The sequence below is a fragment of the Mycolicibacterium confluentis genome (assembly GCF_010729895.1).
In the GTDB taxonomy this organism is placed as follows: Bacteria; Actinomycetota; Actinomycetes; order Mycobacteriales; family Mycobacteriaceae; genus Mycobacterium; species Mycobacterium confluentis.
Map to the genome: position 1 here is coordinate 3,796,219 of NZ_AP022612.1, position 20,942 is coordinate 3,817,160.

A 20,942-nucleotide genomic window follows, 5' to 3' on the forward strand; every position below is an offset into this window, starting at 1 on the left:
CCCAGCAGTACTAGGCCCAGCGCCCCAGCAGATCCGCAGCCTGCGAACACCATTCGCTGATCAGGTCTCCTGCCGCGCGCTGAGTGCGCACCGCGCCGACCCCCTGTCCGGCGTTGACCGGCGTGGGCTCCCCCACCGCATCGAGCAGAACCCGCTCGGGAAGCGTTGCGGGCCAGGGGTACTGCGCGGCGATGTCGAATTTCCGTGTGGTGGCGGTTTGATTCGACTCGGCGGCCAGCAGTTGATCCCGGGCCGCAGGCGGGGTCAACGCCTCCGTGCAGGTGGCCAATGCCGTGCCGACCCACGCACCCGCGGCCCCGGCCGCCAGGACCGCGGCCAGTGCTCGCGGCGAGGCGATGCCCCCTGCGGCGAGCACCGGCACGTCGACGCTGTCGAGCACCTCGGCCAGCAGGGGCAGCGTGCCGATGCTCGGTGCCCCGTGGCCACCGCCTTCGGCGCCCCGGGCCACCAGAACGTCGACACCGGCCTCGACCGCACGACGCGCTGCGCCGACGTCGGCCACCTGCGTCGCGACCATCAGCCCAGCCTCGTGTGCCTTTGCGACCCAAGACCATTCGTCACCGAAGCTGACGCTCAGCAACGCAGGCGCGGCGGCCACCGCCACGTCGAGAAGCACCGGATCACGCTCGGCGACCCACCCCACCAATCCGATGCCGATGGGCGCCGCCCCATGCGGAAGCCCGGCCAGTTCGGCACGCAACGCCTCGGCCGACCCCGCGCTGCCCATGCCGACCATTCCCAGGCCCCCGGCGCTCGCGACGGCGGCGGCCAATCGTGCCCCCGCGGCGCCACCCATCGGCGCGTTGACGATCGGCACCGTCAGCCCCATCGACCTCGACCACGGCGTCGACAACGTCATCGGCGTCGGCCCTCGTCCCGCCGCAGCAGGCGCGAAAGACTCAGCGCACCAAACGCTCCCACAGCGGCCGCGACAACCGCCTGCTCCGGACCAAGCCCCGGTCGGGTCACCACCCGGTTGTTGATCAGCGCGGGCGGCGGCGGTGCGACGATTTCTTCGCGCTGGTTCTCCTTCGACGTCGCCGCCCAGGCCGTGGCGAACAGCACCAGGCGCGCGGTGATGTAGGCGAACACCATCAGACCCAACACGGGACCGAATGTCGCGCCCGCGGGACCGGTCACCACCGACCGCAGATAGATCGAGGCCACCTGCTTGAAGACCTCGAAACCGACAGCGGCAAACAGGCCCGCCCGCACACTGCTGCGAAAGGTGATGGACTCACGGGGAAGCCGCGCGATCATCCAGGTGAACAGAAACCAGGACACGAAGAGCGACACCAACAGCGAGGCCGCCCGCAGCAGCGCCGACAACATCGTCGAGTCCTGCAGACCCAACCAGTTCAGCACATCCTCCATGACCGACGAACTGCCCACCACGGTCAGACCGATCGTCACCGTGATCGCCAGGAATGCCGACACCAGCGCCAACAGGTCCGACAGCTTGGTGCGCAGGAACCCGGGGGGCTCACCCCGGTACAGCCCCCACATCTGGGACAGGGCCTCGCGCAGATTCGCCATCCAGCCCAGTCCCGCCCATGCCGCGGTGGCCAATCCGATCACGCCTACCGACGTCCGGGAGTTGATCGCCGAGTCCATCAACTCGACCAACTGCGACCCGAGGTCGCCGCTGACGGCTGCGCGGACCTTGTCCTCGATCTCGTTGAGCAGGTCGGGTTGGTTGGCGAGCACGAAACCGCCGACCGAGAATCCGACCATGAGCAGTGGGAACAGCGCGAAGATCGTGAAGTAGGTGATGCCGGCGGCGTAGAAGTCACCCTTGCTGTCGGTGTAGCGCTGCTGAGCGCGCATGACATGGTCGAACCACGGCATCCTGGCCCGAAGTCGGTCCAGGATCCCGGGTTTGGCCGAGTCCTGCTCCGAGCCGGCCGAGTCGGTCATGCCTGCCTCCCGCTGCGGTCACGACAGTTGTGGTAGAAACCCTAACCGGTCGTATACCCGCTGCAGCGTTCCCGCAGACGCCTCCCTCGCGCGTCGCGCACCGGCGGCCAGCACCGCCTCGAGTTCGGCCGGGTCGGCCAACAGTTCGTCGACGCGTGCCTTGATGGGGGTGACGAACTCCACCACAGCTTCGGCGGTGTCCTTCTTGAGATCGCCGTACCCGCGTCCCTCGTATCCGGCCACCACTGTGTCGATGTCCGTGCCGGTGACGGCCGACTGGATGGTCAGCAGGTTGGAGATGCCGGCCTTGGCCTCCGGATCGAAGCGGATCTCCCGCTCGCTGTCGGTGACCGCGGAGCGGATCTTCTTGGCGGTCTTGGCGGGGTCGTCGAGCAGGCTGATCAGGCCCGCGTCGGTGGCCGCCGACTTGCTCATCTTGGACGTCGGGTCCTGCAGGTCGAAGATCTTCGCGGTGGCTTTGGGGATCATCGCCTCGGGGACGACGAAGGTGTCCGGGAATCTGACGTTGATCCGTTGTGCGACATCGCGGGCCAGTTCGAGGTGCTGACGCTGGTCCTCACCGACCGGCACCAGATTCGTGTCGTAGAGCAGGACGTCGGCCGCCATCAGCACCGGATAGGTGAACAGGCCGACAGTGGTGGCGTCGCTGCCCTGCTTCTGCGACTTGTCCTTGAACTGCGTCATCCGCGACGCCTGCCCGAACCCGGTGAAACATCCCAGCACCCAGGCCAATTCGGCGTGGGCCGGAACGTGACTCTGGACGAACACAGTCGCCCGCTGCGGGTCGATGCCCAGCGCCAGGTACTGCGCGGCGGTGACCAGCGTGCGGCGGCGCAGCACCGCCGGGTCCTGGGCGACCGTGATCGCGTGCAGGTCGACGACGCAGAAGTAGGCGTCGTAGTCGTCCTGCATCTGCACCCACTGCTTCACCGCGCCCAGCGCATTGCCGAGGTGCAGGGAGTCGGAGGTGGGCTGCGCGCCGGAGAAGACGATCTGACGTCCGGCGGTGGTGCTCTCTGTGCTCATGATGCGTCGATCTTTTCATGCCCCCGGATACGCGTGCCGCTAGTATCCCCGCCGTGCCCCGACATCCTGTGACCCGCCTCACCGCAGCGCTCTCTATCCTCATCGCCGTGATGAACCCGATCGGCGCCGCCCACGCCGCCCCCACCGGCCGAGCCGTCGTCATCGTCTCGGGCGGGAATGCCGTCAGCCCCTTCACGACTCCCACCCAGGCCTGTGGGTCGGGGCTGGCCGCAGGCAACACCGACACGGCGCTGCGCGCGCATCTGCTCGAGCGCGGGCACACCGTGTACACCTCGCCCGCGATGGCCGGCCGCGGACCCGTCGTCGACCAGGACGGCTTCGGGGCGTTCGGGGACTGCCCGGTCACGCTGCCCGACGTCATGACCGTCGACTCGACCGGGAGCATCGACCTGGCCGGCGAGCGACTGGCCCGGTTCCTGACCCACCTGCACGATGAGTACGGCGCACGCCAGATCGACGTCGTGGCGCACTCCATGGGCGGGTTGTACTCCCGCGCCGCATTCCGGGTGCTGCAGCACACCGGCTCTCCGCTGCGGATTCGCAGCCTCACCACGCTCGGCACGCCGTGGGAGGGATCGTTTCTGTCCGACTACGCCAACGGCATCACCCCGCTCTCGGACTGCGCGGGCGACGCCTTCTGCGCGCAGAACATGGCCGATATGAAGACCGAGGTGGAGCGGCTCATGACGGGGTCCGGCCGCGAGGTCAACCAGCGCTATCTGATGGGTGCGAGCGGCTGGAACGAATTCCAGGCCGGCGTGCTCGACGACATCCCGGTCACACTCATCGCGGGTGATCGGTTCACGCGCCCCGACCCGGTCAACCCCACGGTCTGGCCCAACGACGGCCTGGTCGCCCGGCACAGCGCGCTGGCCACCGACGTCAGCGACCGGGTGCTGCCGCATCGGCGCACGCACGTCTTCGACGACACCCACAGCATCTTCATCTCCGACGCCGCGGGCCTGCCGTGGGAGACCGCGCTGACGTGGGACCCGCGCGTCCTCGACGTGGTCGCCTCGGTGATCGAGCAGCCCGTCAGCTGAACTCGACGGTCACCGGCGCGTGGTCGGACCACCGCAGCGCGTACGCCCCGGGACGCTCGGTGCCGCCCGTCACGGCCCGCTGCGCCAGGCCCGAGGTGACCAGGTGGTAGTCGATGCGCCAACCGGCGTCGTTGTCGAAGGCCTTGCCGCGCCAGGACCACCAGGAGTACGGGCCGGGCACGTCGCCGTGGACGCTGCGCACGGCGTCGACCCATCCGGTGCCCAGCAGGTCGCTGACCCACTGCCGTTCCTCAGGTAGGAAGCCGGCCTTCTTGACGTTGCCCTTCCAGTTCTTGATGTCGTTCTCGGTGTGGCCGATGTTCCAGTCGCCGCAGACCAGTGCCTCGCGGTCGCCGGCCCGCAGTTGGGCCATGCGCGCGGCGACCGCATCCAGGAAGCGTTCCTTCTCCAGTTGACGCTCGGTCTGCGCCTCGCCGGTGGGGACGTACACACTGGCGACGGTGATGCCGGCGGTGTCGACCTCGATCCAGCGCCCGTGGGCCTCGAACTCCTCGGCGCCACAGCCGATTCGGACAGCGTCCAGCGGCGTGCGGGACAACACCGCGACACCGTTGCGCCCCTTGCGGTCCGAGCTGGCCGAGGCCAGGTGCCAGCCGTCGGCGATCGCGGGCTCCATGGTGGTGGCCAACTGATCGTCGTCGCAGCGGACCTCCTGCATGCAGATCACGTCCGCCCGAGTCTCCTTGAGCCAGGCCAGCATGCCCAGGTTCTCGGTGGACCGCTCCTTGCAGGCGGCCCGAATGCCGTTGACGTTAATGGTCGTGACGATCACGATGGACGACCATATAGCCCACCGGGGACAAACACCCGCTTGGGACACCAAGACGACGGTACCGCCGGTACCGCCTAGTTGGTACAGTCGAGCCCATGGCCTTTCGTCGCGACCCGATCCACGTCGGCACCGGTGAGCCTGTGCTGATGCTGCACCCATTCCTGTGCTCGCAGCAGGTGTGGTCGACAGTGGCACCCCAGGTCGCCGAAACCGGCCGCTACGAAGTATTCGCACCGACCATGCCCGGCCACCACGGGGGACCGAAGTCCGGCACCTGGCTGCTCAGCACCAAACTGCTGGCCGACGAGGTGGAACGCCAGATGGACGAGCTCGGCTGGAGCACAGCCCACCTCGTCGGTGACTCGCTGGGCGGCTGGGTGGCCTTCGAACTCGACCGCCGCGGCCGGGCCCGCACGCTGACCGCCATTGCGCCTGCCGGTGGCTGGACCCGCTGGACACCGGTCAAGTTCGAGACCATCGTGAAGTTCATCGCCGGCGGCCCAGCGCTGCTCGCCGCACGCCTGCTGGGCCCGCGGATCCTGGATCTGCCGTTCGCGCGCAGGCTGGCGACGCTGCCGGTCAGCGGGCCCGCGAGTGGTCCGCCGCAGGCCGACCTGGTGAACCTGGTCGAGGACGCCACACACTGCCACGCGTACTTCGCGCTGCTGGTCAAGACGCTGCTGCTGCCGGGCCTGCTCGAACTCTCCGAGGTCGATGTGCCCACCCAGCTGGTCGTGTGCGGTCGAGACCGGGTGTTCCCCTCCCCGCGTGGGCACCGGCACTTCATCGAGAATCTGCCGGAGACGTCGCGGATCATCCGGCTCGACGACCTGGGCCACATCCCCATGCTGGAGGCGCCCGGACGTATCACCGAACTGCTGGTCGACTTCCTCGACGAGCACACCGGGCCCGACGCGGCCCAGCGTCACCGACTCGCCTGAGCTCGGGTAGCTGGCAGACAGTCAGCGCCTTGGGATAGTCTGCATATCGGTCATGAGCGCCAGCGACAAGCCCCGGCTTGCTGGCCGGCAACCCTCCAACCGCGGTGGGGTGCCCCGGGTGATGACCAGGTTGAGTAGCCCCCACGGCTACACGGCAAGCGCGGGTCCGGTATGCGGGCCCCAAGAGTAGACAGGGAAACCTGATGCGGCCCGATATGTGTCACCACTGTTAGAGCCATGTCACCGTCGTGCCGATCGGCACGTCGGGCGATGCCCAGTGTCCACACTTCTACCCCATCCGTGACGAAAGAAAGCCACCACATGAGCACCGAAGCCTCCGCGGATCCCAGTGCCACCTGGTCGTTTGAGACCAAGCAGGTCCACGCCGGACAGACCCCGGACGCCGCGACCAACGCGCGCGCCCTGCCGATCTACGCCACCACGTCCTACACCTTCGACAGCACCGACCACGCCGCGGCGCTGTTCAGCCTGGCCGAGCCCGGCAACATCTACACCCGCATCATGAACCCGACGCAGGACACCGTCGAGCAGCGCATCGCCGCACTCGAGGGTGGCGTCGCGGCGCTGTTCCTGGCGTCGGGGCAGGCCGCTGAGACGTTGGCGATCCTCAACCTCGCGGCGGCAGGCGACCACATCGTGTCCAGCCCGCGCCTCTACGGCGGCACGTACAACCTGTTCCACTACACGCTGCCCAAGCTCGGCATCGAGGTCAGCTTCGTCGAGAACCCCGATGACCTGGACTCCTGGCGCGCCGCGATCGCACCGAACACCAAGGCGTTCTTCGGCGAGACCATCTCGAACCCGCAGATAGACATCCTCGACATCCCCGGTGTCGCCGCGGTCGCCCATGAGCACGGCATCCCGTTGATCGTGGACAACACCATCGCGACGCCGTATCTGATCCAGCCGCTCGCGCACGGCGCCGACATCGTCGTGCACTCCGCCACCAAGTATCTCGGCGGGCACGGCACCGCGATCGCCGGGGTCATCGTCGACGGCGGCACCTTCGACTGGACCCAGGGCCGCCACCCCGGTTTCACCACACCGGACCCGAGCTATCACGGCGTGGTGTTCGCCGACCTCGGTGCGCCGGCCTTCGCACTCAAGGCCCGCGTTCAGCTCCTGCGCGACTTGGGTTCGGCCGCATCGCCGTTCAACGCATTCCTGGTGGCCCAGGGGCTCGAGACGTTGAGCCTGCGGATCGAACGCCATGTCGCCAACGCCCAGCGGGTGGCGGAGTTCCTGGAAGGCCAGCCCGAGGTGACCAGCGTCAACTACGCGGGACTGCCCAGCTCGCCCTGGCACGAGCGCGCAAAGACCTTGGCGCCCAAGGGAACTGGCGCGGTGCTGGCGTTCGAGCTGGCCGGCGGAGTTCCGGCGGGCAAGGCGTTCGTCGATGCGCTGACTCTGCACAGCCACGTCGCCAACATCGGTGACGTGCGGTCGCTGGTGATCCACCCCGCATCCACCACGCACCAGCAGTTGTCGGCCGAGGAGCAGTTGGCCACCGGTGTGACCCCCGGCCTGGTGCGTCTCGCGGTCGGCATCGAGGGCATCGACGACATCCTCGAAGACATCGAGCGCGGCCTCGCCGCGGCGCGTGCCGTAGGCAACGGGGCCTCGGACCCGCAGGCCGTGGCGGCGTTTTGAGTGAGGCTGACATGACCATCACCCCGGACAGTCCCCCGGTGCACACCCCCCTGCCCGCCGACGGTGAGACCACCGTCGTCAACATCGGTTCACTGACGCTGGAGAGCGGCGTCGTTCTCGACGACGTCAGCATCGCCGTGCAGCGATGGGGCGAACTCAACGAGAACCGCGACAACGTCGTCATGGTGCTGCATGCGCTGACCGGCGACTCCCACATCACGGGTCCCGCGGGGCCGGGCCACCCGACCGCAGGGTGGTGGGACGGTGTCGCCGGACCCGGTGCGCCGATCGACACCACCAAGTGGTGCGCGGTCGCGACCAACGTCCTGGGCGGCTGCCGAGGCTCGACCGGACCGAGTTCGCTTGCGCGCGACGGCAAGCCGTACGGCTCCCGATTCCCGGTGATCTCGGTGCGCGATCAGGTCGCGGCCGACGTCGCGGCGCTGGCCGCGCTGGGCATCACCGAGGTGGCCGCCGTCGTCGGCGGGTCGATGGGTGGTGCGCGGGCGCTGGAATGGCTGGTCTCCCACCCGGATTCGGTGCGCGCGGGCCTGGTGCTGGCGGTCGGCGCGCGTGCCACCGCCGATCAGATCGGCACGCAGAGCACCCAGATCGCGGCCATCAAGGCCGATCCCAACTGGCAGGGCGGCGACTACCACGAGTCCGGCCGGGCTCCCGAGGCCGGACTGCAGATCGCCCGCCGCTTCGCGCACCTGACCTACCGCGGTGAGGTCGAACTGGACGCCCGGTTCGCCAACGACGCACAGGGCGCCGAGAATCCGCTCGAGGGTGGCCGCTACGCGGTGCAGAGCTACCTCGAACATCAGGGCTCCAAGCTGCTGGCCCGGTTCGACGCGGGCAGTTATGTGGTGCTGTCGGATGCGCTGTCGATTCACGACGTCGGACGCGGTCGTGGTGGCGTGGAGGCCGCACTGAAGTCCTGCCCCGTGCCGGTCGTGGTCGGCGGAATCACCTCCGATCGGCTGTACCCGCTGCGCCTCCAGCAGGAACTGGCGGATCTGCTGCCGGGCTGCGACGGCCTCGATGTCGTCGACTCGATGTGCGGGCACGACGGCTTCCTGGTCGAGACCGAGGCTGTCGGCGTGCTGATCCGCAGGGCGCTGGAGTTGGCCTCCCGGTGACCTCCCCCGATCCTGCACGCTCACGGTCATTCGGGTCGGAGGCCGCCGCCTACGAGCGCGGGCGGCCGTCGTATCCGCCGGAGGCGATCGACTGGCTCCTGCCGCAGGGAGCGCGCGATGTGCTCGATCTGGGCGCCGGAACCGGCAAGCTGACCGCGCGCCTCGTCGAACGCGGCCTGAACGTCGTGGCCGTCGACCCGATCGCTGAGATGCTCGAGGTGCTCACCACGTCCCTGCCGGAGACCCCGGCGCTGCTCGGCACCGCCGAGGAGATCCCGCTGCCCGACAACAGCGTCGACGCGGTACTGGTCGCGCAGGCCTGGCATTGGGTCGATCCGGCGCGGGCCGTGCCCGAGGTGGCGCGCGTGCTGCGCCCGGGCGGACGGTTGGGGCTGGTGTGGAACGTTCGCGACGAGCGCCTGGGCTGGGTCAAGGATCTGGGCCGGATCATCGGCCACGAGGACGATCCGTTCAGTCGGACCGTGGCGCTGCCCGCACCGTTCACCGACATCGAACGGCAACAGGTGGAGTGGACCAACTACGTGACGCCGCAGGCCGTCGTCGACCTGGTGGCCTCGCGCAGCTACTGCATCACCTCACCCGCGGCGGTGCGCACCCGCACGCTGGATCAGGTGCGTGACCTGCTGGCCACCCACCCGGCGCTGGCCAACTCGACCGGTCTGTCGCTGCCGTACGTCACGGTGTGCATCCGGGCCACGCTGGCCGGCTAGTTGTGATGCGGATGCGCCGCGTCGAACTCGTTGAGCAGCAGCCCGAAGCCGTTGGCGCGCAGGCTGATCCGCAGTGACTTGTTCGGATCGTGGTCATCCAGCCAGTGCCTGAGCACGTCCTGTTGGCGCAACGCCGACTGACGTTCGACGTGCAGTGCCCGAAACAGGCTCGACAGTGTCGCGGGACCCTCCAGTAAATCCCCCATGGAGGGATTTTACTGACGCGGTCGCCGATTTCGTCGCGGAATCGTCGTCAACTCGTGCCCAACGGATCGATGGTCCAGGCCGTGTACATCACGATCGCCGCGACTGAGGCGGTGGTCACGAAGTCGATGCTCCGGGTGCGCACCGCGAGCAGGCCGACACGGTCTTCGGGCAGCAGCAGTCGCAGCGTCGCCGCGACCCCCGCCCCGATACCGATCAGCAGGGCACCGCGACGCCAGAAACCGGCGGCCACCAGGATGAAGGCGGCGAGGAAGACGAGTCCGACGACGACGAGGGGCCACTGTGCACGGAGTGCACGGACGGGCCACTGTGCACGGAGTGCACGAACGGGCCACTGTGCACGCAGCACGCGAACGGGCCACCGTGCACGCAGCGCGTCGCGCAGGTTCACAACCGCGACTCGGCCCGCTCGACCACGTTGGTCAACAGGAACGCCCGCGTCAGCGGACCGACGCCGCCGGGGTTGGGCGACACGTGCCCGGCGACGTCCCACACGTCCGGGTGCACGTCGCCGGTCAGCTTGCCGTCGACCCGGCTGACACCGACGTCGACGATGGCCGCGCCGGGACGCACCATGTCGGCGGTCACCATGTGCGGCACACCCACCGCGGCGATGATGATGTCGGCCTGCCGCGTCAGGGCCGGAAGATCACGAGTTCCGGTGTGACACAACGTCACCGTGGCGTTCTCGGAACGCCGGGTCAGCAGCAGGCCCAGCGGCCTGCCGACCGTGACACCGCGACCGATCACCACGACGTGCGCCCCGGCGATCTCGACGTCGAACCGGCGCAGCAGGTGCACGATGCCGCGCGGCGTGCACGGCAGCGGGGCCTCCTTGCCGAGCACGAGCCGGCCCAGGTTGGTCGGGTGCAGGCCGTCGGCGTCCTTGTCGGGGTCGATGCGCTCCAGCGCCGCGTTCTCGTCCAGGTGCTTGGGCAGCGGCAGCTGCACGATGTACCCCGTGCAGTCCGGGTTGGCGTTGAGCTCGTCGATGGTGTCGTCGAGTTGCGCCTGGGTGATGTCGGCGGGCAGGTCGCGACGGATCGAGGTGATCCCGACCTTGGCGCAGTCGGAGTGCTTGCCGCGCACATAGGCCTGCGACCCCGGGTCGTCACCCACCAGGATGGTGCCCAGTCCGGGGGTGATCCCGGCTTGGGTCAACTTCGTCACCCGCTCCTTGAGGTCGACGAAGATCTCGTCGCGCGTGGCCTTACCGTCCAGAACTGTCGCACCCACGGCTGCCATTGTTGCACCGGCCCGCGTTCCCTTTGACACAGCGGGACAATGCGGTGTTGAGTGCGAGTGTGAACACCAGCCCAGATGTGTTCAGTCCGGCCAAGCTCGGCCCACTGACCTTGCGCAATCGCATCATCAAGGCAGCCACCTTCGAGGCCGCCTCCCCCGACGCGTTGGTCACCGATGACCTGATCAACTACCACCAGCGACCGGCGGCGGGTGGGGTCGGTATGACCACGGTGGCCTACTGCGCGGTTGCTCCCGGCGGACGCACCGACGGCTGGCAGATCTGGATGCGTCCCGAGGCGGTTCCGGGCCTGCGTCGCCTGACCGACGCCGTGCACGCCGAGGGGGCGGCGATCAGCGCCCAGATCGGCCACGCCGGCCCGGTGGCGAACTCCCGGACCAACAAGGCCCGCGCGCTGGCCCCGATCCGGTTCTTCAACCCGCTGTCCATGCGGTTCGCCAAGAAGGCGACCCGCGAGGACATCAAGGACGTGATGGAGGCGCATGCGAACGCCGCGCGCCTGGCGATCGACTCCGGGTTCGACGCCGTCGAGATCCACCTCGGGCACAACTACCTGGCCAGTTCCTTCCTGTCCCCGTTGCTCAACCGGCGCACCGACGAGTTCGGCGGTTCGCTGGAGAACCGCGCCAAGGTCGCCCGCGGCACCGTGCAGTCGGTGGTGCGCGCGGTCAACGGGCAGATCGCGGTGACGGCCAAGCTGAACATGTCCGACGGCGTGCGCGGCGGCATCTCGCACGAGGAGTCTCTGCAGACCGCCAAGTGGCTCGAGGAGGACGGCGGCCTCGACGCGCTGCAGTTGACCGCGGGCAGTTCTCTGGTGAACCCCATGTACCTGTTCCGCGGTGATGCCCCCGTCAAGGAGTTCGCCGGCGTGTTCAAGCCGCCGATCAGCTGGGGCATGCGGATGACGGGCAAAAAGTTCCTGCGTGAGTACCCGTACCACGACGCCTACCTGCTGCGCGACGCACGACAGTTCCGCGCCGAGTTGAAGATGCCGCTGATTCTGCTGGGCGGCATCACCAACCGCGAGACCATGGACAAAGCCATGGCCGAGGGCTTCGATTTCGTCGCGATGGGCCGCGCGCTGCTGGCCGAACCCGATCTGCTGAACCGGATCCAGCAGGACCGCACGGTGAAATCGCTGTGCACACACTGCAATCAGTGCATGCCCACTATTTACCGCCATACGCACTGCGTGGTGACCGGCGCGCCCGATCGGTAGCCCGTTAGAGTTGGACCCGATGAGTCGACCATCCGCCCCCGCCCTGACGGTTCGGTACGAGGGGTCAGCACGCACCTTCGCTGCGGGCAACGATGTCGTGATCGGCCGCGATCTGCGGGCCGATCTGCGAATCGCCCATCCGCTGATCTCTCGCGCACACCTGGTGCTGCGCTTCGATCAGGGGCGCTGGCAGGCGATCGACAACGGCTCGCTCAACGGCATGTTCGTGCACGGACGCCGAGTGCCCGCCGCCGACATCGGCGACGGCCTGTCTCTGAACATCGGTAATCCGGACGGTCCGCAGCTGTCGTTCGAAGTGGGTCGGCACACCGGGTCCGTCGGCATGCCGCCGCGGACCTCGTCTATTCCGGTGGCTCGCCCGAACACGGGCGGTTACCCGAGTGCGACCTACCCGACGACGGCACCGCCCGCCTCGGGCGGCTACCCGAGTGGGCCGGCGCGCCAGCCCTACCCGACGGCGTCGCGCCCGCAGCCCGGCTACCCGCAGCCGCCGTCGCAGCCGGTCTACCCGACCAGCGGCGGCTACCAGACCGGTTATCCGTCGAGCACGTCGCAGCCTGTGCCGCAGCAGACCCAACCGCACAACATGCCCACGCAGATGGGCCCGACGGCGGCGCCCCCGAAGGCCGCCGAGGGCAACCTCGCGACCAGCATGCTCAAGATCCTGCGGCCCGGACGCGCCCCCGAGGTGCCGGCCCACGGGATCAAGATCGGTCGAGCGACCGACAACGACATCGTCATCCCCGACGTGCTCGCCTCGCGCCACCACGCGACGCTGGTCCCGGGCCCCGGCGGCACACAGATCGTCGACAACCGCAGCATCAACGGCACGTTCGTCAACGGTCAACGTGTCGAGGAGGCGCTGCTGGCCGAGGGTGACGTGGTCACCATCGGCAACGTCGACCTCGTGTTCGCCAGGGGCACGCTGGCCCGTCGCTCCGAGACCGAGGCGGCCACCCGCACCGGCGGCCTCGAGGTCCGCGGCCTCACCTGGACCATCGAGGGCAACAAGACGCTGCTCGACAACATCTCGGTCGCGGCCCGGCCCGGCACCCTCACCGCGGTCATCGGGCCGTCGGGTGCGGGCAAGTCGACGTTCGCCAAGCAGGTCGCGGGTCTGACTCATCCGACCAGCGGCACCGTGACGTTCGAGGGCCACGACATCCACGCCGAGTACGCCTCGCTGCGTTCCCGGATCGGGATGGTGCCGCAGGACGATGTCGTGCATGGCCAGCTGACCGTGAACCAGGCGCTGATGTACGCCGCCGAGCTGCGTCTGCCTCCCGACACCACCAAGGAGGACCGCGCGCAGGTCGTCGCCCAGGTGCTCGAAGAACTGGAGATGACCAAGCACGCGGAGACCCGCGTCGACAAGCTCTCGGGCGGTCAGCGCAAGCGCGCGTCGGTCGCCATGGAACTTCTGACCGGTCCGTCGCTGCTGATCCTCGACGAGCCGACCTCGGGCCTCGATCCCGCGCTGGACCGTCAGGTCATGACGATGTTGCGCCAACTCGCCGACGCCGGTCGCGTGGTGCTGGTCGTGACGCACTCGCTGACCTACCTCGACGTGTGCGATCAGGTGCTGCTGCTGGCGCCGGGCGGCAAGACCGCGTTCTACGGGCCGCCGAGTGCGATCGGCTCGTCGATGGGGACCACCAACTGGGCCGACATCTTCAGTTCCGTGGCCGCCGATCCCGACGAGGCCAACCGCCGCTACAAGGAGCGCACCGGGCCGACTCCGCAGCAGCCTCCATCGGATGCACCCGCGGATCTCGGCGCGCCCGCGAAAACCAGTCTGGTGCGGCAGTTCTCCACCATCGCCCGGCGCCAGATCAGGCTGATCATCTCCGACCGCGGCTACTTCCTCTTCCTGGCACTGTTGCCGTTCATCATGGGTGTGCTGTCGCTGTCGGTGCCCGGCACCGTCGGCTTCGGGGTTCCCAACCCGATGGGCGACGCCCCCAACGAACCCGGCCAGATCCTGGTGCTGCTCAACGTCGGTGCGATCTTCATGGGCACCGCGTTGACCATCCGCGACCTGATCGGTGAACGCCCGATCTTCCGGCGCGAGCAGGCCGTGGGCCTGTCCACGACCGCCTACCTGCTGGCCAAGGTGTGCGTGTACGCGACGTTCGCGGTGGTGCAGTCGACGATCGCGACCGCGATCACCGTGTGGGGCAAGGGTTCTCCGACCCAGGGTTCGGTGGGATTGGGCAATCCGACGCTCGACCTGTTCGTCGTGATGGCCCTGACGACGGTGACCTCGGCGATGGTGGGTCTGGCGCTGTCAGCGCTGGCCCGCACCAGCGAGCAGATCATGCCGCTGCTGGTGGTCGCCGTGATGAGTCAGCTGGTGTTCTCCGGCGGCATGATCCCGGTGACCGACCGCCTGGTGCTCGACCAATTGTCCTGGTTCACCCCAGCCCGGTGGGGTTTCGCGGCGTCGGCCTCGACGGTCGACCTGATCAATCTGGTGCCCGGCCCGCTGACACCCAAGGATTCGCATTGGGAGCACACCGGCGGTGCCTGGTGGTTCGACATGGGCATGCTGGCGGTGCTCTGCACCGGCTACCTGACGTTCGTGCGCTGGAAGATCAGGCTCCCCCGCGCCTGAGCTGGCCCGCCCGCTTTCTGCCCTGCCTGCCCGGACCTTGCCCTTCTCCCCGTCGAGGGCCGCAAAGTTGACACATCGCGCGGGTAACCCCGTACACAACCCGGCCCTCGGCGGTCTCAACCCCGCCAACCCCTGACCCGGAGGGCTTCCGCGGCCCGCTTGACGATGCCGTCAGGGTCCTTGCGCAGGTGCCACGCCGAGACTCGGACGATGGTCCAGCCCAGCCCCGCAAGGTATTCCAGCCGGCCGATATCCCCGGCGTGCTCTCGCGGATTGGTCCAGTGCTGCTCACCGTCGTATTCGACGCCCACCTGGTATTCGCGCCAGCCCATGTCCACGCGGCGCTTACCGAGCCGGATCTGCGTCTCGGGCCGTGGCAGGCCGGCCTTCACCAGTAGCAGCCGAACCCTGGTCTCCTGTGGGGATTCGGCGCCGCCATCGACCAGTTGGAGCACCCCGCGCAACTGCCGGATGTTGCGGGCACCCTGGTGTCTCTGGGCCAATGCGGAGATCTCGTGCACGGGCACGCCGGTCGCATTCAGCAGCGCATCGATGCGGATCACCGGCTCCTCACCATCCAGCCGACGCCCAAGGTCGAAGGCCGTGCGCTGCACCGTGGTGCAGTCGATGCCGGCAATCCACTCAACTTCGTCATCGGCCAGGGTGTCCTTCCTGATGACGATCCCCCGCGGTGACTTGTCGAGTCGAGCTCGGACCAACTCTGCAGGCGCATCCACCGGGACCCACCTGCTGCCGTGCATGGCCGAAGCCGACAGTCCCGCCAGAGTGGCTGTTCGGTTCGACCACAGCCAGGCCGCGGCCGCTCGCTGCCTGGCGGTCGGCCCCACGCGGCAGGTACACATTGCGGTACACCATTGTGTAATCGCGACGCAGTTCGCGGCGGGTCAGCCTGCCAGATTCAAGGGCTTCGGTGCCGACGATGAGGTTGCGCACGTCGCGATCGTGACGCAGATTGCCGGCGAACGGTATTCACCCGCGAGGGCCGCAAAGTTGACGCGTTGCGGGGGTCCCTGCGTACACAAGTCGGCCCTCGACGACGGAGGCGCCCCGCGAGACTCCGAGCTAACCCCCGTGCACATCGAGGCCATGCGCGGCCGCGAACGCCAAGGCCTGGTGGATGTCGATCTTCGCGCCGCGCAGAGCCGCTGTGGTCCACAGGGTGGGGTCGATGCGGGCGCCCCGCAGATCAGCCTCCTCGAACCGCGCGTTGACCACCCGAACGCCAGACAGGTCCGCACCACGCAGCACGGCCTTGCGCAGGTCCGCGTCCACCAGTGAAGCCTCGCGCAGCCGACAGCCGCTCAGGTCGACGCCCCGCAGGTCCGCCCCGCCGAGCACCGCCAGCGAGAAGTCGACCTCGTCGAATGTCGCGGGCCGCAGCCGACATTCGGCGAACGTCGAGCCCATCATGCTGCAGTTGCGGAACGTGCTGTGCCACAGGGTTGCTCGCCGGAACCGGCAGTTGCGGAAAGCAGTCCCTGAATGCACCGACTCAGACAGGTTGACCCCGCTGAAATCGCAGTCGTCGAACACCACCCGTTCGGTGGTCAGGCCGACGAGGTCCTCATCCCGGAAGTCGTGCCCGCTGAACTCCTGATCTGACCAGTTCACCCAGCAGCCGAAAGGGATTCGAGCGCGTACTCGCTCACCGCGATCAACGCCTCCTTGGCGGAGTTGCGATCTCGGGCGTCGACGGAGATCACCGGCACGCCGTCGGACAGCGCGAGGGCCTGGCGCACCTCCTCGGCCGGGAACCGCTGCGCGTCGTCGAACTCGTTGACCGCGATGATGAACGGGATCTTGCGATTCTCGAAGAAGTCGACGGCCGCGAAGCTGTCCTGCAGGCGACGGGTGTCGACCAGCACGATCGCTCCGATCGCGCCGTGCACGAGGTCGTCCCACATGAACCAGAACCTGCGCTGACCGGGGGTGCCGAACAGGTAAAGCACCAGATCCTCACCGAGAGTGATGCGACCGAAGTCCATGGCGACCGTCGTCGTCGACTTCGCCGGCGTCTCCTCGAGTCCGTCCACGCCCTCCGAGGCGTTCGTCACCATCGCCTCAGTGCGCAGGGGCATGATCTCCGACACCGAGCCCACGAAGGTCGTCTTGCCGACGCCGAATCCCCCCGCGATGACGATCTTGGTCGATGCAGCGTCACGCCTCTCAGAGTGCGCGTAGGCCACGGAGGGTCCTTCCTATGAGTTCGCGTCGTTCGTCTGTGGTGGAGCGGTCGGTGATGGTCGTGTGCACCTGAAGGTAACCCGACGTGACCAGATCGCCGACCAGGACACGGGCCACCCCCAGGGGAACGTCGAGCAGCGCTGAGATCTCGGCGACCGAGGGACTCTTGGTGCACAACTGGATGATCCGGCCGCGCATGTCATTGGGTGGCCAGCGGTGGAACATCGCCGACTCCACGGTCTGCAGCGGCGCCTCCATCGGCAGGTGAATGGAGGTGTCGGTGCGACCGGCCGTCAGCATGTAGGGGCGAACAAGGTTCGCCTCCCGTGGTGGCACAGCCCGATCGAACATGCTCATCCGTGCCCCGTCACATGTGTTGGGCCGCGCGGCGGCGGGTCGACTGCACCGTGCTCGCAACCCGTTCCACGAGAATGGCCATCTCGTAGCCGACCTGGCCGATGTCACATGACTTCGACGCCAGGGTGGCCAGCTGACTTCCGTCCCCCACCTGCATGATCAACACGTAGCCGTGATCCATCTCCACGACCGACTGCAGCACTCGGCCGCCGTCGAAAAGCTGTGCGGCACCGGCTGACAGGCTCGCCAGGCCGGACGTGACCGCCGCGAGTTGATCCGCCCGTTCCGGCGGCAGGTGCTCACTGGCTGCGATCAACAACCCATCGACCGAAACCAGCACCGCATGTGCAACTCCCGGAACATCTCTGGCGAACTTGGAGACCAGCCAGTCCAACGGATTCTCCCGCTGCGAACCTTGCGCGTAGCTCATTCGTCATCGAATCCTTGGGTTGTGTTACGGGAGTGCAGCCGAGCCGCGCGCACTCCACCGAAATGATTGCTCATCGAGGCCCGGATCGCATCAGGATCCCGCTCGGGGGAGCCGCCGTTCGAACCTACCTCGTCCTCGTAGGCCTCGGAACGCTGGTCGACGGCGTCCTCGGCGGTCGGCTGCGCCTCGAACAGTGAAGCGCCACCAGGGATCAGCCGGGCACCTGGGGCCCGCACGGGAAGACCGTGGTCGGTGCGCTCGTCGATCGGCACTTTGTCCGCATCGGCCGCTGCCGCCCATCCGTTGTCCCACACCGACTTCCAGTCCTGAGGCACGGCGAGCTGCTGAACCTCCTGCGGATCCAGCCATTCCGAGACCATGTTCTGGTAGATCAGGTCGATGCCGGAGTGGGTCTGCTGCGGTGACAGTCGCTGCGCGAGGCGGTCCATGTCCGACAGGTCGATGTCGGCGGTGTCGGCGGTGTCGTCAGGATGCTCCTCGAACGGGGGCTCGGGCTCGGGCGCCTCGAGAATCGGCTCCTCGACGGCCGGTTCCTCGACCACAGGCTCTTCGAGAACGGGTTCTTCGACTGCCGACTCCTCCAGACCGGTGGATTCCTCGACCGGCGCCGGTGCCCCGGCTTCACGGCGGACCCGCCTGCGCGACGAGAAGAACCCCGCGGTGTTAGACGGCGCCTCGGTGACCGACTCCCCCGTCGCGCGCGCGTCGGACTCGGCCGGCGACCACCAGGTGCCGGGCTCCGGGCTCAGTGCCGGCTCCTCGGCCGACGGCACGGCGATGCCGCTGGACCCCGGGCTTCGGCGCGGCAGCACGGAGACCGATGCCTCGGTCACCTCGGGTTCGCTGTCGGGCTCATACCGGATGTCGAAGTCGTCAACGGGCACGGCCTGCACGGCCTCACCCGCGCCGGCGGCGTCAGCCGCCTCGGCGAGTTCAGCGGCCTCCAAAACCTGAGCCGCCTCGTCTGCCTCGGCAGCTTCGTCGGCGACCTCGGGTTCTGCCTCGAAGGCGGACCCGAAAGCGGACTCGACGACGGGTTCGGGCTCGACGTCCGACGCCCACGTGAACGGTGCGGCGGGCTCGAAACCGTGGAGCACGTTCGGCGGCAGGTAGACCTGCGCGACGGTGCCGCTGCCACTGGCCCCCGGCAGCAGCTGCACGGTGATGCCGTGCTGGCGTGCCAGCCGGCCCACCACGAACAGGCCCATATGCCGGGTGTTGTCGGGACTGACCTCACCGCCGGCGTTCAGTCGCATGTTGGCGATGCGCAGATCCGAGTCCGTCATACCCAGGCCGGTGTCGTTGATGTCGATCAGCACACCGTTGTCACTGGTGTGGACGGCGGTCACGCGCACCGGAGAGAACGGGGGCGAGTACCGCAGCGCGTTGTCGATGAGTTCGGCCAGCAGATGCACCGAGTCTCCGGCGGCCGACGAACTCAGCGAGCAGTCGGGCACCATGCCGGTCTCGACCCGCTGATAGTCCTCCACCTCGGACGCGGCCGCGTTGATCAGCGAGGCCAACGGCACGGGCGGGCCCTGCTCACGGGTCACCTGCGCACCGGCCAGCACCAGCAGGTTGGCGCCATTGCGCCGCATACGGGTGGCCAGGTGGTCGAGGCGGAACAGGCTGTCGAGGCGGTCCGGGTCCTCCTCGTTGCGCTCCAGCCTGTCGATCAGCGAGAGCTGTTGATCGACAAGCGTCTTGTTCCGCCGAGACAACGTCTCGAACATGTCGTTGACCATGACCCTCAGTCGTGCCTCGTCACCGGCGAGCAGCAGCGCCTGAGTGTGCAGCTGGTCGACCGCGTGCGCGACCTGTCCGATCTCCTCGGTGGTGTAGATCGGCAGCGGCTCGGGTTCGCGCTCGTCGCCGGCCTTGGCCCGCTCGACGCCCTCGGCCAACTCCTCGTGGGCGATCGTCAGGGCCCCGTCGCGCAGCCTGCGCAGCGGCCTGGTCAGGGAGCGGGCGACCCACCACACGACCGCCAGCGCGACCAGGAACGCCACGACCACCAGGGCCGCGTCGCGAATCGCGTCGTTGCGCGCGTCGTTGGCCTCGTCGTTGACCGTCCCCACGACGTTGGACGTGGTCTTGGAGATCAGTCCCGTCGCGATCTCGTCGGTGGTCTGGATGGACTTCAGCAGCTGCTGGTTGTCCACCAGCGATGTGCTCGGATCCGCGAGCAGGCGAAGTCGCTGCACCATCTGCGACCGCAGGGTGGTCGCCTCCTCCGAGGCTCCGCCGAGCAGTTGCCCCATGCCGATGATGGTCTGAGGCTCGGTGCCTGCCAACGTCGTCATCGCGTTGCGCAGGAAGGGCTCGGGCAGGCCACCGCCCGCCTCGACCAGCAGCCTCTGCAATGTCATCTGACCGTGCGCGCCGACCGCACGGGCGAGCCCGACAGCCTGGTTGCGCAGCACCTCGTCATTGACGCGCACCGAACCGGCAACCGCGTTCTCGGCGGTGAGGAGCAGATCACCGAAGCCCGTCACCTGGCGGTCGAGCGGCACCGATCCGGCGAGCACACCCGACTGGAGTTGGCTGCCCATGACCGCGAGGTTCTCGACGGCGCTGCGGACGTCGGATTGCACGTCGTTGCGGTCGCGCGTGCTCAGCATCGCGGCGCGGGCGTCATTCACCGAGGTGACGGCCTGTTCGACCTCCCCGTCGGTGGCCTTGGCCAGCAGGACGTCACCGAGGGCGTCCATGTAGTCACTGATGACCGGTACCAGCGTGGCCCGGTCGGCGGCGAGCCGCAGGTCACGGGCCTCAACGGCACTGCCGTAGACGCGAAGGCCGCCGAACAGGGCCGCGAGCGCCAGGGGCACGACCGCGATGGCGAGCACCTTCCAGCGCACCGGCCAGTTGGTCAGCGACCACCGTTTCGGACGCTTGACCACCGCGGGCGCAACAGGTGCCTCAGGCGTATCAACGAGGTCCGCGTCGGGGCGCAACCCCGCGGACTGGTCCAGTCCGGAGGGCTTGTCGAACATGGTCAACTGACGGCTCCCCCTGCCGGCCCCGGGTTCACCGCTTCTGCGATCGCACCGCTTCTAATCAGTGTCTCCGCCTTCATACAACTTCCTGCTCATTTCGACCCGACTGCACGTCAGAGCGGGCGCAAATCGCATGGCAATTGATGAAGTATGACAGTACGAACGTGGCCGTTCCACAATTCTCGATGAACGACCAGCGCCGACCAAGCCCCTGAACAGGCAGAATTGATGCGGTTCAGCAAATCCCACCCTGCACC

Annotated in this window: 19 protein-coding genes, 1 pseudogene and 1 riboswitch; of the genes and pseudogenes, 7 read left to right on the forward strand and 13 right to left on the reverse strand. The window is 68.2% G+C overall.

The genetic code is table 11. The features are described from left to right. Positions 1–10: 10 nt before the first annotated feature. From G6N34_RS17875 to trpS, 3 genes are read right to left on the reverse strand one after another with little or no spacing between them, the layout of a single operon-like run. Positions 11–880, reverse strand: coding sequence for a nitronate monooxygenase (locus G6N34_RS17875; RefSeq protein WP_085149189.1), 870 nt, complete (start codon positions 878–880; stop codon positions 11–13). Beyond that, positions 877–1,938, reverse strand: coding sequence for an inner membrane protein YhjD (gene yhjD, locus G6N34_RS17880; protein ID WP_085149192.1), 1,062 nt, complete (start codon positions 1,936–1,938; stop codon positions 877–879). Before yhjD ends, G6N34_RS17875 begins: the two co-directional genes overlap by 4 nt. An 18-nt stretch (positions 1,939–1,956) precedes the next feature. Next, the gene (gene trpS, locus G6N34_RS17885) at positions 1,957–2,985 is read right to left on the reverse strand and encodes a tryptophan--tRNA ligase (RefSeq protein ID WP_085149195.1); all 1,029 of its coding nucleotides are present in this window, start codon (positions 2,983–2,985) and stop codon (positions 1,957–1,959) included. 110 nt (positions 2,986–3,095) lie between these two features. On the opposite strand from trpS, the gene G6N34_RS17890 reads away from it, so the two are divergent. Continuing rightward, the gene (locus G6N34_RS17890; RefSeq protein WP_179965840.1) at positions 3,096–4,049 is read left to right on the forward strand and encodes an alpha/beta hydrolase; all 954 of its coding nucleotides are present in this window, start codon (positions 3,096–3,098) and stop codon (positions 4,047–4,049) included. Here G6N34_RS17890 and G6N34_RS17895 read toward each other — a convergent pair. Then, entirely contained in the window at positions 4,042–4,842 is an 801-nt protein-coding gene (locus tag G6N34_RS17895) for an exodeoxyribonuclease III (protein ID WP_234812737.1), read from the reverse strand. The genes G6N34_RS17890 and G6N34_RS17895 overlap by 8 nt on opposite strands. A 95-nt stretch (positions 4,843–4,937) precedes the next feature. On the opposite strand from G6N34_RS17895, the gene G6N34_RS17900 reads away from it, so the two are divergent. The 4 genes from G6N34_RS17900 to G6N34_RS17915 all read left to right on the forward strand — a co-directional run bounded on the left by G6N34_RS17900 (position 4,938) and on the right by G6N34_RS17915 (position 9,327). After that, entirely contained in the window at positions 4,938–5,783 is an 846-nt protein-coding gene (locus G6N34_RS17900) for an epoxide hydrolase EphH (protein WP_085149201.1), read from the forward strand. Between the two features lie 48 nt (positions 5,784–5,831). After that, a riboswitch (SAM riboswitch) is annotated at positions 5,832–5,950 on the forward strand. Between the two features lie 154 nt (positions 5,951–6,104). Further along, entirely contained in the window at positions 6,105–7,454 is a 1,350-nt protein-coding gene (locus tag G6N34_RS17905) for a bifunctional o-acetylhomoserine/o-acetylserine sulfhydrylase (protein ID WP_085149204.1), read from the forward strand. An 11-nt stretch (positions 7,455–7,465) separates the two neighbouring features. Then, positions 7,466–8,596: a homoserine O-acetyltransferase MetX gene (gene metX / locus G6N34_RS17910; protein WP_085149207.1), complete on the forward strand. Its 1,131-nt coding sequence runs from the start codon at positions 7,466–7,468 to the stop codon at positions 8,594–8,596. After that, a complete protein-coding gene (locus G6N34_RS17915) occupies positions 8,593–9,327 on the forward strand; it encodes a class I SAM-dependent methyltransferase (protein ID WP_085149210.1) in 735 nt (244 codons plus the stop codon). Before metX ends, G6N34_RS17915 begins: the two co-directional genes overlap by 4 nt. Here G6N34_RS17915 and G6N34_RS17920 read toward each other — a convergent pair. Genes G6N34_RS17920 through G6N34_RS17930 form a run of 3 tightly spaced genes read right to left on the reverse strand, consistent with a single transcriptional unit; the run spans position 9,324 to position 10,788 of the window. Further along, positions 9,324–9,533, reverse strand: coding sequence for a hypothetical protein (locus tag G6N34_RS17920; RefSeq protein ID WP_085149213.1), 210 nt, complete (start codon positions 9,531–9,533; stop codon positions 9,324–9,326). The two genes, G6N34_RS17915 and G6N34_RS17920, sit on opposite strands and share 4 nt — an antisense overlap. A gap of 47 nt (positions 9,534–9,580) precedes the next feature. Next, positions 9,581–9,898 carry a DUF3017 domain-containing protein gene (locus G6N34_RS17925; protein ID WP_085150019.1) on the reverse strand — a complete coding sequence of 106 codons (318 nt, stop codon included), beginning with the start codon at positions 9,896–9,898 and terminating at the stop codon, positions 9,581–9,583. A gap of 41 nt (positions 9,899–9,939) precedes the next feature. After that, positions 9,940–10,788: a bifunctional methylenetetrahydrofolate dehydrogenase/methenyltetrahydrofolate cyclohydrolase gene (locus G6N34_RS17930; RefSeq protein ID WP_085150021.1), complete on the reverse strand. Its 849-nt coding sequence runs from the start codon at positions 10,786–10,788 to the stop codon at positions 9,940–9,942. Between the two features lie 68 nt (positions 10,789–10,856). On the opposite strand from G6N34_RS17930, the gene G6N34_RS17935 reads away from it, so the two are divergent. Further along, positions 10,857–12,038, forward strand: a complete 1,182-nt coding sequence (locus G6N34_RS17935; RefSeq protein WP_085149216.1) for an NADH:flavin oxidoreductase — start codon at positions 10,857–10,859, stop codon at positions 12,036–12,038. Between the two features lie 19 nt (positions 12,039–12,057). Beyond that, entirely contained in the window at positions 12,058–14,673 is a 2,616-nt protein-coding gene (locus G6N34_RS17940; protein ID WP_085149219.1) for an ATP-binding cassette domain-containing protein, read from the forward strand. Positions 14,674–14,789: 116 nt separating this feature from the next. On the opposite strand, the pseudogene G6N34_RS17945 reads toward G6N34_RS17940, so the two are convergent. The 6 genes and pseudogenes from G6N34_RS17945 to G6N34_RS17970 all read right to left on the reverse strand — a co-directional run bounded on the left by G6N34_RS17945 (position 14,790) and on the right by G6N34_RS17970 (position 20,682). Next, positions 14,790–15,627 (reverse strand): annotated as a pseudogene (locus G6N34_RS17945) (endonuclease domain-containing protein). Between the two features lie 129 nt (positions 15,628–15,756). After that, positions 15,757–16,305, reverse strand: a complete 549-nt coding sequence (locus tag G6N34_RS17950) for a pentapeptide repeat-containing protein (protein WP_109788299.1) — start codon at positions 16,303–16,305, stop codon at positions 15,757–15,759. Further along, positions 16,302–16,880 carry a GTP-binding protein gene (locus G6N34_RS17955; protein ID WP_085149222.1) on the reverse strand — a complete coding sequence of 193 codons (579 nt, stop codon included), beginning with the start codon at positions 16,878–16,880 and terminating at the stop codon, positions 16,302–16,304. The genes G6N34_RS17950 and G6N34_RS17955 overlap by 4 nt, the downstream gene beginning before the upstream one ends. Continuing rightward, a complete protein-coding gene (locus G6N34_RS17960; RefSeq protein ID WP_085150025.1) occupies positions 16,861–17,229 on the reverse strand; it encodes a DUF742 domain-containing protein in 369 nt (122 codons plus the stop codon). Before G6N34_RS17960 ends, G6N34_RS17955 begins: the two co-directional genes overlap by 20 nt. 16 nt (positions 17,230–17,245) lie before the next feature. Further along, positions 17,246–17,665, reverse strand: a complete 420-nt coding sequence (locus G6N34_RS17965; RefSeq protein WP_068253610.1) for a roadblock/LC7 domain-containing protein — start codon at positions 17,663–17,665, stop codon at positions 17,246–17,248. Beyond that, the gene (locus G6N34_RS17970; RefSeq protein ID WP_085149225.1) at positions 17,662–20,682 is read right to left on the reverse strand and encodes a sensor histidine kinase; all 3,021 of its coding nucleotides are present in this window, start codon (positions 20,680–20,682) and stop codon (positions 17,662–17,664) included. Before G6N34_RS17970 ends, G6N34_RS17965 begins: the two co-directional genes overlap by 4 nt. Positions 20,683–20,942 lie beyond the last annotated feature (260 nt).

What these genes read in the sequence shown, in the direction of transcription:
- G6N34_RS17920 (WP_085149213.1), bottom strand. Translation starts at nt 9,533, where the DNA reads ATGGGGGATTTACTGGAGGGTCCCGCGACACTGTCGAGCCTGTTTCGG.
- G6N34_RS17940 (WP_085149219.1), top strand. Translation starts at nt 12,058, where the DNA reads ATGAGTCGACCATCCGCCCCCGCCCTGACGGTTCGGTACGAGGGGTCA.
- G6N34_RS17970 (WP_085149225.1), bottom strand. Translation starts at nt 20,682, where the DNA reads ATGTTCGACAAGCCCTCCGGACTGGACCAGTCCGCGGGGTTGCGCCCC.
- G6N34_RS17960 (WP_085150025.1), bottom strand. Translation starts at nt 17,229, where the DNA reads ATGTTCGATCGGGCTGTGCCACCACGGGAGGCGAACCTTGTTCGCCCC.
- G6N34_RS17890 (WP_179965840.1), top strand. Translation starts at nt 3,096, where the DNA reads ATGAACCCGATCGGCGCCGCCCACGCCGCCCCCACCGGCCGAGCCGTC.
- G6N34_RS17900 (WP_085149201.1), top strand. Translation starts at nt 4,938, where the DNA reads ATGGCCTTTCGTCGCGACCCGATCCACGTCGGCACCGGTGAGCCTGTG.
- yhjD (WP_085149192.1), bottom strand. Translation starts at nt 1,938, where the DNA reads ATGACCGACTCGGCCGGCTCGGAGCAGGACTCGGCCAAACCCGGGATC.
- trpS (WP_085149195.1), bottom strand. Translation starts at nt 2,985, where the DNA reads ATGAGCACAGAGAGCACCACCGCCGGACGTCAGATCGTCTTCTCCGGC.
- metX (WP_085149207.1), top strand. Translation starts at nt 7,466, where the DNA reads ATGACCATCACCCCGGACAGTCCCCCGGTGCACACCCCCCTGCCCGCC.
- G6N34_RS17905 (WP_085149204.1), top strand. Translation starts at nt 6,105, where the DNA reads ATGAGCACCGAAGCCTCCGCGGATCCCAGTGCCACCTGGTCGTTTGAG.
- G6N34_RS17875 (WP_085149189.1), bottom strand. Translation starts at nt 880, where the DNA reads ATGACGTTGTCGACGCCGTGGTCGAGGTCGATGGGGCTGACGGTGCCG.
- G6N34_RS17965 (WP_068253610.1), bottom strand. Translation starts at nt 17,665, where the DNA reads ATGAGCTACGCGCAAGGTTCGCAGCGGGAGAATCCGTTGGACTGGCTG.